Source organism: Pollutimonas sp. M17 (assembly GCF_025836975.1).
GTDB lineage: Bacteria > Pseudomonadota > Gammaproteobacteria > Burkholderiales > Burkholderiaceae_B.
This window is the reverse complement of sequence record NZ_CP107548.1, coordinates 2,984,278-2,995,885: the sequence shown is the minus strand read 5'-3', so window position 1 is coordinate 2,995,885 and position 11,608 is coordinate 2,984,278. Positions and strand designations below refer to the sequence as shown.

Here is an 11,608-nt window from a genome sequence, read left to right as displayed (position 1 = left end):
TTCGGAGAATGATCATGCACAAGACGATGTTCAAGCTGGCTCTGGCCGCAAGCCTGGTTCTCTCGGGTGCCGCCGCGGCGCAGACGACGCTGCGGATAGGGCTGCAGGACGATCCGGACCAGCTCGATCCCGCGCGCGCCCGCACCTTCGTCGGCCGCATCGTGTTCGCTTCGCTGTGCGACAAGCTGGTCGACATCACTCCCAAGCTGGAGTTCGTGCCGCAACTGGCCACGGCCTGGGAATGGCAGGACAGCAAGACGCTCAAGATGACCTTGCGCGACAAGGTGGTGTATCACGATGGCACGCCCATGGACGCGGCGTCGGTGAAGGCCAACCTGGATCGGGCCAAGACCCTGCCCGACAGCAACCGCAAGAGCGAGCTGGCAACGCTGGAGCGGGTCGAGGCGCCCGATCCGTCCACGATCATCCTGCATTTATCGGAGCCCGACGCCTCCTTCCTGTCGCAGCTCTCGGATCGCGCGGGCATGATGCAGTCGCCGGCCAGCTTCGACAAGGATCCGGGCAAGAATCCGGTCTGCTCCGGCCCCTACCGATTCAAGGAACGGGTCCAGAACGATCACATCACGCTGGAAAAATTTCCCCAGTATTGGGATGCCGCCAACTACCATTTCGATGCGGTCCGCTTCAGCCCCGTGCCCGATTCAACGGTGCGCCTGAACAATATGCGATCCGGCGGGCTGGACATCATAGAGCGTGTCGCGCCCAGCGATGTCGAGACCGTGAAGAGCGATCCCAAGCTGGCCTTCATGCCGATAACGGGCCTGGGCTTCCAGGCCATCTCGATCAATTTCGCCAACGGCCCGCGCGCCGACAATCCCTTCGCGAAAGACGCGCGTGTGCGCCAGGCTTTCGATCTGGCGCTAGACAAGGACGCCATCAACCAGGTTGTCGGCATGGGCCTGTACCAGCCGGCCTTCCAGCCTTTCCCGCCGGCCAGCTTCGCCTACGACAAAAGCATGGAGCGCAAGGGCCGCGACGTCGAAAAGGCGAAGGCGCTGCTGAAGGCGGCGGGCCATGACCGCGTCAAGGTCGAGATCTCCTTCGGCAACAACACCATCATGCAGCAGGTCTTCGAGCTGATCCAGGCCATGGGCAGCGAGGCGGGCTTCGACATCACATTGCGGCCCATGGAGTTCGCGGCCCTGCAATCGACCATGGCCCGCGGCGATTTCGAGCTCGCACAGGCCGGCTGGTCGGGCCGGGTCGACCCCAGCGGCAATATATTCCAGTACGTTGCCTGCAAGGGCAGCCTGAACGATGGGAAATTCTGCGACCAGGCCATGAACGACCTGCTGATGGAAGCCCGCCAGGAGCTGGACACAGGCAAGCGCAAGCAGCTGTATTCCCAATTCCTCCAGCAGATGCAGGAGAAGCGGCCCATCGTCTACACCTTTTACCTGCCCTGGACCTTCGGCCTGCAGAAGCGGGTGCAGGGCTTCGTGCCCTATCCCGATGGCCTCATCCGCCTGAAAGGCGTTACCCTGGCCAAACAATAGGAATAGGCGGTTTCTCACCATGTTCACGACCCGTCCAGAAATTACCGGCACCTTCGGTGTCGTGACTTCCACGCACTGGCTGGCCACCGCGGTGGGCATGGCCATGCTGGAGCGCGGCGGCAATGCCTTCGACGCCTGCGTGGCCAGCGCCTTTACGCTGCACGTGGTCGAGCCCCACCTGGTGGGGCCGGCCGGCGAAGTGCCGGGTATTTTCCATTCCGTGCGCACGGGCAAGGTCCAGGTGCTGTGCGGGCAGGGCGCAACCCCCGCGGGCGCGACACTCGAGCATTACCGGTCGCAGGGCCTGGAGCTCATCCCGGGCAACGGCCTGCTGGCGACGGTGATTCCGGGCGCTTTCGACGCCTGGATGATACTGCTGCGCGACCATGGCAGCATGTCGCTGCGGGACGTGCTGGAGCCCGCCATCCATTACGCGCGCAACGGCCACCCTCTGTTGCCGCGGGTATCCAACACCATTGCCGGCCTGAAAGAATTTTTTGAAACCCAGTGGCCCACCTCGGCGCAGGTATACCTGCCCAAGGGGGCGGTGCCGCAGGCCGGCCGATTGTTTTGCAACCCGGCGCTGGCCCAGGCCTGGGAGCGCGTGCTGGCCGAGGCGGAAAGCGCCGGCGGCGATCGTGAACGGCAGATCGAGGCGGCCCGCAAGGCCTTCTACCAGGGCTTTGTGGCCGAGGCGATCGATCGCTTCGTATCGGGCAACGAGGTCATGGACGAAAGCGGCACGCCGCACAAGGGCGTCCTGAACGGGCAGGATCTGGCGGGCTGGTCCGCCGGCTACGAAGAGCCGCTGCTGCATGGCTATGGCGGTGCAACCGTGGCCAAGACGCAGCCCTGGAGCCAGGGGCCGGTTTTTCTCCAGACCCTGGCCTTGCTGGAACACACCGACATCGCCCGCTTGAAACATGGCGATCCGCGCTTCATCCATCTGCTGGTCGAGGCCATGAAACTGGCGTTCGCCGACCGCGAGGCCTATTACGGCGATCCTGCTTTCGTCGACGTACCCATGCAGGCGCTGCTCTCCCGGGAGTACAACCGCGAGCGCAGCGGGCTGATCGGCGAGCAGGCCTCCAACGAGCTGCGGCCGGGTCTCGTGCCGGGTTTCGAGGCCCAGGTGGCGCGGGTCGAGGCCGTCCTGGACCGCCTGTCCCGCCATAACGACGGCAGCCTGCTTTCCGCCATGGACCGCGCCAACCCGCTGTTGTCCGCCAAGCGGGGCGACACCACCCATATCGACGCCATAGACCGCTGGGGCAATATGATTACCGTCACGCCGTCGGGCGGATGGTTCCAGTCTTCGCCGGTGATCCCGGAACTGGGTTTCGGGCTGAACACCCGCGCGCAGATGTTCTGGCTGGAAGAGGGCATGCCCGGCACATTGGCCTCCGGCAAGCGCCCGCGCACCACGCTGAGCCCGACCATGCTGCTGCGCGACGGCCGGCCCTATATGATCTTCGGCACGCCCGGCGGGGACCAGCAGGAGCAATGGCAACTGATTCTTTTCCTGCGCCATCTGCATCAGGGCATGAACCTGCAGGAGGCCATCGACGCTCCCATGTTCCATACGCAGCATTTTCCCAGTTCCTTCTATCCGCGCGGCCGCAAGCCGGGCAACATCACCATCGAGACGGCGGTGGGGGCGCAGGTACTGGATGACTTGCGCCGCCGGGGGCATCGGCTTGAAGAGTCGCCGGACTGGAGCATAGGCCGGCTGACGGCGGCATCGCGCGATGCGGATGGCCTGCTGCACGCGGCGGCTTCGCCGCGGCTGATCCAGGCCTACGCCGCGGGGCGCTGATTCCGCCCCGCATCCCGCTGTTTCACAATGCGCAAATCCCTTTGCCCGGAATGGACACGGGGGCATTCAGTCCTAAAATAGTCCACAATAACCGTTTATCGTTGCTTCCCCGGGATTATTAATGACTCGCATTGTCCTCTTTGAAAACATCCACCCCAGCGCCAAGGAAATATTCACCTCCGCGGGCCTGGACGATGTCGTGACGCATGCGTCGGCGCTCCAGCCCGACGCTTTGCGCGAAGCCCTGCGCGGCGCGCAACTGGTCGGCATCCGTTCACGCACCCACCTCGATGCCGCCTTGCTGGCGGACATGCCCGACTTGCGCGCCATTGGATGTTTCTGCATAGGCACCAATCAGGTGGACCTGGAAACGGCCATGATGCGCGGCATTCCGGTCTTCAATGCGCCGTTCTCCAATACGCGCTCGGTTGCCGAACTGGTGCTGGGCGAGGCCATCCTGCTGCTGCGCCGCATCCCTGAAAAGAACGACAGGGTGCATCAGGGGCATTGGGACAAGTCCGCCGAAGGCGCCTTCGAGGCGCGCGGCAAGACGCTGGGCATCATCGGCTACGGCAACATCGGTTCGCAGGTCGGCACCCTGGCTGAAGCGGCCGGCATGCGCGTCATCTTCCACGACGTCGAAGCAAAACTGCCGCTGGGCAACGCAAGGGCCAGTGCCTCGCTGAAGAAGCTGCTGGGGCAGTCCGACATCGTCACCCTGCACGTTCCGGGGGGAAAATCCACCCAGAACATCATGGATGCACAGGCCATTGCGGCCATGAAGCCGGGCGCGATACTCATCAATGCATCGCGGGGCACGGTCGTGGACATCGACGCCTTGCACGCGGCGCTGCTTTCGGGGCATCTGTCCGGCGCCGCGCTCGACGTCTTCCCCGTCGAGCCGAAAAGCGTCAACGAGCCCCTGGCCAGCCCTTTGATCGGCATGCGCAACGTCATTCTTACGCCTCACATCGGCGGCAGCACCCAGGAATCGCAAGAGAATATCGGCCGCGAAGTGGCCGAAAAGCTGGTTCGCTTCGTGTTGAGCGGCACGACCAAGGGCGCCGTGAACTTCCCGGAAATTCCCTACCAGGAAGCGGCCGGCACCGCCCGCATCCTGCACGTGCACCGCAACCTGCCGGGCGCCATGGGCACGCTCAGCAACCTGATGGCCGAGCACGGCCTGAATATCGTCAGCCAGCAATTGCAGACGCGCGGGCAGATCGGTTATGTTATTTCCGATGTCGAAGGCAAGGTCGACGATACCGTCATGTCGGTATTGCGCGCGCACCCCATAACGGTGCGCTGCAACCTGGCCTGACTTGCCCGGCGGCCGGCGCGGCCGCCTTCATCCGTGTTTGACCAGGCCCAGTGACTTCCTACAACAACCCCTCCAACAGCAAGGATGGGAGCCCGACCCGCGCCGATTACGAAGCGCTGGCCTTGTTCCGCTTTACCTTGCGCCGCTTCAGCGCCTTCAGCGAAGCGGCGGCGGCCGCCGCGGGGCTCATGCCGCAGCAACACCAGGCGCTGCTGGTGATCAAGGCCATGAGCGCCGATGCCGCGCCCAGTGTGGGGGATATCGCCGAGCAGTTGTTGATCCGCCACCACAGCGCGGTGGAATTGGTCAACCGCCTGGTGCGCATGGAACTGGTGTATCGATTCCGGGACCCCGACGATCGGCGCCGCGTGCGGGTCATGCTGACGCCGCTGGCCGACGAAAAACTGGCGGCTCTGTCCAATGTTCATCTTGAAGAGTTGCGCGCGGTTCGGCCTTTGCTGACCAAGCTGCTGCGTCATTTCAGCAGCTAGAGTATTTTTGATTTAAATACAAGCATAATATGGACTTTTCCCATCGTCATCGACGGGGTGGTTATGCATGCTTGTTCGCGTGAATCCCTTGTTCATTTGAACTGCTGCTTGCTTCTTCTGACGTGCGGCGGGGCTCGGGTGGCAGGCCCGCTCCACGTGACCGGTTCGGCGCCGTCGCGCCGAACACCGCTTCGTCTTGCTCGTCCGCCCGTCCGGGCTGCCTTCGCGTACGACTGGCTCGGCCCCGCAAGTCGCCCGGCCCGCCACCCGAGCCCCGCCGCACTGCGACAATGAGGCATGTTTCACTGTTGGCACGATGGCCCCTTTGGGTTGGAATGGCAGCGCGCAGTCGGGTTTGAGCAAGCCAGGTTTCGTATACCTGCGATTCCTCCGTGTCCTATTCAGGATGCTTGTAGCCCAGCCATCGGCTCTTATACGCGGGTATACCTCACTATCCATTTCGTAAGAAGTGCGAAGCCCCATGCCTTGGCAACCCCCCTATGCGGCAAGCCTGGTTGTCTGCGTCGGCGGTGGCTGGCCTCACTCACCGAGGGTATCCGTAATGTTGTGTTCGGGCCTATGAGCGTCTTGAAAGAGGCAGACCCTGGCACACGAGCACCAGAAGGCGCCAAGAGGCATTCCCAAGGGCACCTTACCTGCCGCCCTCATCAAGCAACGCCACGAGGATCACAGTCCGAAGCCCCAGGCGGCCCGGCTGGCGGGCCGCGCCAGGGCGAGCGCACAACGTCTTTCTAACTGAAGATCACGAAACGCAAAAAGGCCAAGCACCCAAGATGCCCCAACAGCCAGGCACTATTCCAAGATGCAGCGGACGGGGTGGGGGTGAAGGCCGGCGGGCTCTTCGGGGCCGAGCGCGTCGTAGGCGAAGGCAGCCCGCATGGGCGGACGAGCAAGACGATGCGATGTTCGGCGCGCGGGGCGCCGAACCGGCCACGCGGGCCCAACGGCCTTCACCCCCACCCCGCCCGCGTGTACGAGAGCAAGTTTGGCGCAGAGGTAGCGTTCGTGGCACCTGTCCGACGCAGCGCTTCGAAACATGTAAACACCTGAACCGAAAATGCTCTAGTGTCTTGTTGATGCCCTTTTCCCTTAGCTGATCTCGGCCCGCTCCACGAAGTGCATGGTGGACGTGGCGCTCTGCGCCGGCTCGGGCAGTATGTCGGCCAGCGAATAGCGGTCCAGATGCTGCATGAACTGCTGCAGGGCGCCGTCGATGATGGCCGTCAGGCCGCAATGGCCGCTCAGGGTGCAGGCGTTTCCGGCCACGAAGCATTCCACCAGCGCCAGGTCGTTTTCGGTATCGCGCACCACCGCACCCAGGTTGATTTCATGCGGAGGGCGTGCCAGGCGCATGCCTCCATTCTTGCCGCGCACGGTCTCCAGCCAGCCGCGCTGCGCAAGCCTGTGCGTGATCTTCATGAGGTGCGGCTCGGAAATGCCGTAGGACTGCGCGATTTCGGCGATCGTGCACAGACGGTCGGGATGCCTGCCCACGTACATCAGCAGGCGCATCGCGTAATCGGTCATGGTAGTCAGGCGCATGGATTACCCCGGCGTGTGGCGTGGACGGATCAGCATGGGCACGAACCGCCACAGGTAAAGGGCCATGCATGCCATCCAGCTCAGGGCCGCCGCGCGCAGCAGCCACAGGCTGCCGCTGCTTGGCCACAGGGCGCCCAGGCGCAGTACGACGGCGGCGATCATCAGGTAGTAGCTGGCCAGCATGCTGCCGTCCAGGGCCAGAGGGCGGCCCAGGTGGCCCAGCGCCGTCCGGGTCACCATGCCGATGATCAGCACCGCGAATCCGCCCATGCCGATGATATGCACATGCACCGCTGCGCGAGCCAGGACGCCGGTGGCCAGGCCGCTGGTGTGCCAGGCCGCGAACAGCAGTCCCAGGCCCATGGCGGCATAACCAAGATAGAGTATCCAGAGCATGGGCTTGTGCAGCACCGCCAGCGGCTTCCAGCGCAGCACCTGCCACAGGCTGACCGCGCCGACCAGGGCCAGCGCGGCCGCCATGGGCAAAGCCAGACCGGCCAGGCCCAGGGCAATGGCGATCACGCTGACGACCAATTGGGCTTGGCCGCTGCGAACCTGCATGGGCAAGGCAAGGCCGGGCACCATGCGCATGGAAAAGAAAGGGATGACCCGGCGCCCGATGAGCAGGGCGATGACGGCCATGCAGATCATGCCCAGGTCGAAACGCTGCATGAGCAGGATGTAATTGCCGTCCAGGGCGGCGCGCAGGTACAGCACGTTGGCCGCTCCCAGGCCCAGCACCAGCAGCGGTACGCCGTAGTTGCGCCGGCTTTTACCCTTGACCATGACCCGCATCAGGCATGCCGCGCTGATCACGAAAAAGGCAAGCTCGCTGGCGCAGGCAATGTGGGTGCCGATTTCGCCGCCGAACAGATAGCCGATGCGCGCGATCAGCCATAGCGCGACGATGGCTCCCAGGCCTGCGCCTTTAAGCGGGTTGAATCCGGTCCAGGTGGCGCTGGCGGTCAGCAGGAAAGCGACGGCGATGGTGGCGATGAAGCCCCAGAGCATCTCATGGGCATGCCACGCCACCCCGCCCAGCGTCTGCCCGATGAATTGCGGCGCGAAGATCCAGATGAGCAGGGAAATCAGAGCCCAGCCGCAACCTGCGATATACAGCGGCCTGAAGCCCAGGCTCAGGAAAGCCTTCATGTCGGGCCCGGCGGCGCCTGACCTGTTTTCCTGTATGTGCAGCAGTTCAGCCATGGACAAGCTCCGTGGGCATGCGATTGGGTTCATTGTTCATCTGGTATCCGAACCACAGGCTGCGTGCGATGCGGTGAGCGAATTCCTCGGCGCGTTCGGCGAAGGGGCGGTTCGGGAGTTCTTGCGCCGTTTCGTGAAACAGCGCCAGCCATTGGGTGAACATGTCGGCATTCAGGCCGGGCAGGGCGATGTGCTTGGGCATGGGCGTGCCGCTATAAGACCCGGTGCTCAGCAGCAGCGAGGACCAGAACCGGACCATGATGCCCAGGTGCGTGTCCCAGTCGTGAATATGTTGATTGAAGACCGGGCCCAGCAGCGCATCGGCCCGTACGCGGTCGTAGAACCCGTAAACCAGCGTTTTTATTTCTTCTTCGGTACAGAGTTCGGATCGGGTCATAAGGAAGCGTATCCTGCCGGGCAAGGCATGAATGGACCGGCGCTCAATGCACACGGCTCAGTAAAGATTTATTTAAAAGTAATCTTATAAAAATTCGTCACGATCGTCAATGTCAGGGTATATAGCACTAACGGCAAACCGAGGTTTTACGCTATTATTTGCGCTTGCTGCATTTTGTAATATTTATTCGACGCGAATTTCACGCGGCCCGTGTTTTGATTCGGTCACGAATTTACTACGTCTTTTGTCCATGCCCCATCCAACCACGCTCACCTGCGTGATTCCCTGCCTGAATGAGGAAGCCAATCTAAACGTATTGTTGCCTCAGCTTATAGCGGTCCTGGACTCCTTGGCCATCACCTACGAAATCCTGGTGGTGGACGACGGCAGCACCGACGGGACGCCCGCCACCATGCAAGACTGGGCATCCCGGCATTCCGAAATCCTGTACGTGCAGCTTTCCCGGAATTTCGGCAAGGAAGCCGCCTTGACCGCCGGTCTGGAGACCGCGCTCGGCCAGGTTGTGGTCTGCATGGATGCAGATTTACAACACCCCCCCGCGCTGATTCCGAAAATGCTGGAACGCTGGCAGGAGGGGGCCGAGATGGTTTATGCGGTGCGCGCCACACGCCATGACGAATCCTTGTTCAAGCGCATGGGCACACGGTTCTTCTACAAGCTGATGCGTACGTCGGGCGGGCTGCAGGTGCCCGAGAACGCGGGCGATTTCCGGCTGATGGATCGTATGGTGGTCGACGCGCTGCTGCGCCTGCCCGAACGCAACCGGTTCATGAAGGGGCTGTTCGCCTGGGTGGGCTTCAAGGCCGAACCCATGCTGTATTCGCCTCCCGAGCGCCTGTATGGCAAATCCACGTTCAAGCCGTTCAAGCTGTTCCGTTTTGCCATCGATGGCATCACGGCATTCACCACCTGGCCTTTGCGCATGCTGAGCCTGGTGGGAATCTGCCTGTCCTTGCTGTCGTTCGCCTACGGCCTGTTCATCGTCGTCACCTACTGGATGTTCGGCGATCCTGTTCAGGGCTGGGCCTCGCTGATCACCGTTGTCCTTTTCTTTGCCGGCGTCCAGCTCATTTCCGTGGGCGTGCTGGGGGAATACATCGCGCGCATTTTCGGCGAGGTCAAGCACCGTCCGGTCTACCTGGTCCGCCAGCAATGCGGCAAAGGCCTGGCGCGAAGCACAGCGCCTTTGCCCGCCGACGCGCCGGCCCGGGCCCGCTAGCCGGCATGTCGTCCACGTCTTTCTTTACCGCCGTCCTTACCCTCTAGAGCAGTTTTCCACTCGATCATGCAAACTCAAGAAGCGACACTGCCGGGGCAGGCCCGGCCGGAACACCATACGGGCGGGTTGTTACAGTCAGTGTCCAATATGCTCAATGTGCAATCGACCTGGGTGGTTTGCGCCATTGCCTTTGTATGGCTCGGCGCCACCACAGGCTTGTATCCATTGCTGCTTCCCGATGAGGGCCGCTACGTCGGCGTTGCCTGGAACATGCTCAGCGCGAATCAATACACCGTGCCGCGCCTGGACGGTCTGCCCTTTTTCCACAAACCGCCGCTGTTTTACTGGCTGACGGCCCTCTCGCTCAACGTCTTCGGCGTGAACGAGTGGTCGGCCCGCCTGGCTTCCGTCGCCGGCGCGACCATGACCGTAACCTTGCTGTTCTGGTTCCTGAAGGCCCAGGTCAACCAGCGGGTGGCCGTGCTGGCGGCCTTCATACTGATGTCGGCGCCCTTGCTGTTCGGGGCATCCCACTACGCCAACCTGGACATGACGGTTGCGGGCATCATCACGGCAACCGTCATTGCCGGTGCCACCGCCGTGTTCCGCCTGGAGCAAGGCCAGGCCTACCGCGCTTCCCTGGCGCTTGCCTATGCGCTGGCCGCCGCGGGCTTCCTGGCCAAGGGCTTGATAGGGGTGGTGCTGCCCGGCGGCATCGTGTTCTTCTGGCTGCTTGGACGCCGGCGCTTCGATACGATGCTGCGCATGCTATGGCTGCCCGGCATCGCGGTCTTCCTGCTGCTGGCCGTGCCTTGGATGATCGCCATGCAGCAGCGCTATCCCGGCTTCTTGGACTACTACATCGTTTATCAGCACTTCGAGCGTTTTCTCGAGAAGGGATTCAACAATGCCCGGCCCTTCTGGTTCTATGGGCCCGTGTTGCTGGGCCTGACATTGCCCTGGTCCGTGCATTTGTGGCGGCTGGCCAACAGGGCCTACTGGAAAAATCCCCGGCATGCCGCCTTGCGGGGCTTGATGCTGTCCTGGCTGCTGGTCGTGCTGATCTTCTTCTCGCTGCCCAATTCCAAGCTGGTCGGCTACATCCTGCCCGCGCTGGCCCCCCTGGCATACTTCATTGCCGAGACCTTCGCCGCCCGCCTGGAGGCGAACGATGGGCGACGCGCCTTGAAGGCGTTCATGGTGTCGCTGATCGTATCGCTGTCCATATGCGCCACGGCCGTGGTGGTGATGGTGGGCTGGCCTCAGCCGGGCACGAAAGGCCTGGCCCAGAAGCTGCAGGCCCACTACCAGCCGTCGGACAAGACCGTGATGCTGGAACGCTTTCGCTACGATCTGGATTTTTACCTGGGTGCGGGCAAGACGTCGTTCGTCGTGTCCCGGTGGGACGATCCCGAACTCAAGCATACCGACAATTGGCGCCGCGAACTTTACGATGCCGGCAAGTTCGAGCCGGAGGCCGGCAGCCGCCTGCTGATTTCGCCCGAAGACCTTACGGCCAAGCTGTGCACCAACCATGTGGTCGGCCTGTGGCTGATCGGCGATTCCGGCAGCCATGAACGCTATGGCTTCCTGAAAGCCATGGAGGCCGAAGTCGAGGACGGCAATCTGCGGGCCTGGTATGTGCCCGCGGGCGGGCCGCTCAGCTTTTGTGCCGGAATGCCCAAAGCCGGCCGAGAATGAAGGTCATGCCGGCTATCGCGATTAAAATCAGGGCCAGCAGGATGTCGTAGGGCAGATTGGTGGCGCGCAGCAGCCAGGCATAGGCCAGTTCATTGACGGCGAAGCCCAGGGCCGATACGGCGAAGAAGCGCCGGGCCGCCCGGGCCACAGGAGCCTTGTGGTGCTTGAAGGTAAGCTGGAAATGGCCCGCGAACGATACGCAGAAGGCCACCAGCCAGCCGACCACGTTGGCGGCCAGCGGCGCCAGTCCGCCGGCCGACACGACGGCGACAACCACCAGCCAATGGGTGGCGGCGGCGGCGCAGCCCACGGCGATGAACCAGGCCAGTTGCCGTACGAGTTTTTGCATCGTTATT

10 protein-coding genes are annotated in these 11,608 nt (G+C 62.9%); 6 read left to right on the top strand and 4 right to left on the bottom strand.

Translation table 11 applies throughout. From position 1 onward, the window contains the following. Window positions 1–8 precede the first annotated feature (8 nt). From OEG81_RS14145 to OEG81_RS14130, 4 genes are all read left to right on the top strand, one after another. Window positions 9–1,517 (top strand): ABC transporter substrate-binding protein, encoded by a 1,509-nt coding sequence (locus tag OEG81_RS14145; RefSeq protein ID WP_412034073.1) that lies wholly within the window; start codon window positions 9–11, stop codon window positions 1,515–1,517. Window positions 1,518–1,536: 19 nt separating this feature from the next. After that, a complete protein-coding gene (locus tag OEG81_RS14140; RefSeq protein ID WP_264129918.1) occupies window positions 1,537–3,333 on the top strand; it encodes a gamma-glutamyltransferase family protein in 1,797 nt (598 codons plus the stop codon). A 121-nt stretch (window positions 3,334–3,454) separates the two neighbouring features. Next, a complete protein-coding gene (gene serA, locus OEG81_RS14135; protein ID WP_264129916.1) occupies window positions 3,455–4,654 on the top strand; it encodes a phosphoglycerate dehydrogenase in 1,200 nt (399 codons plus the stop codon). 50 nt (window positions 4,655–4,704) lie between these two features. Beyond that, entirely contained in the window at window positions 4,705–5,145 is a 441-nt protein-coding gene (locus tag OEG81_RS14130) for a MarR family transcriptional regulator (RefSeq protein WP_264129915.1), read from the top strand. A gap of 1,110 nt (window positions 5,146–6,255) precedes the next feature. Here OEG81_RS14130 and OEG81_RS14125 read toward each other — a convergent pair. The 3 genes from OEG81_RS14125 to OEG81_RS14115 are packed head-to-tail and all read right to left on the bottom strand — an operon-like array spanning window position 6,256 to window position 8,311. Next, a complete protein-coding gene (locus OEG81_RS14125) occupies window positions 6,256–6,708 on the bottom strand; it encodes an RrF2 family transcriptional regulator (RefSeq protein WP_264129914.1) in 453 nt (150 codons plus the stop codon). Window positions 6,709–6,711: 3 nt separating this feature from the next. Then, window positions 6,712–7,914 (bottom strand): NnrS family protein, encoded by a 1,203-nt coding sequence (locus tag OEG81_RS14120; RefSeq protein ID WP_264129913.1) that lies wholly within the window; start codon window positions 7,912–7,914, stop codon window positions 6,712–6,714. Then, window positions 7,907–8,311: a group III truncated hemoglobin gene (locus tag OEG81_RS14115; RefSeq protein ID WP_264129912.1), complete on the bottom strand. Its 405-nt coding sequence runs from the start codon at window positions 8,309–8,311 to the stop codon at window positions 7,907–7,909. Before OEG81_RS14115 ends, OEG81_RS14120 begins: the two co-directional genes overlap by 8 nt. Before the next feature lie 250 nt (window positions 8,312–8,561). On the opposite strand from OEG81_RS14115, the gene OEG81_RS14110 reads away from it, so the two are divergent. Then, window positions 8,562–9,551 carry a glycosyltransferase family 2 protein gene (locus OEG81_RS14110; RefSeq protein WP_264129911.1) on the top strand — a complete coding sequence of 330 codons (990 nt, stop codon included), beginning with the start codon at window positions 8,562–8,564 and terminating at the stop codon, window positions 9,549–9,551. Between the two features lie 66 nt (window positions 9,552–9,617). Then, window positions 9,618–11,252 carry a glycosyltransferase family 39 protein gene (locus OEG81_RS14105; RefSeq protein WP_264129910.1) on the top strand — a complete coding sequence of 545 codons (1,635 nt, stop codon included), beginning with the start codon at window positions 9,618–9,620 and terminating at the stop codon, window positions 11,250–11,252. Here the strand turns inward: OEG81_RS14105 and OEG81_RS14100 are convergent. After that, window positions 11,212–11,601, bottom strand: a complete 390-nt coding sequence (locus OEG81_RS14100) for a GtrA family protein (RefSeq protein WP_264129909.1) — start codon at window positions 11,599–11,601, stop codon at window positions 11,212–11,214. The genes OEG81_RS14105 and OEG81_RS14100 overlap by 41 nt on opposite strands. Window positions 11,602–11,608: the final 7 nt, after the last annotated feature.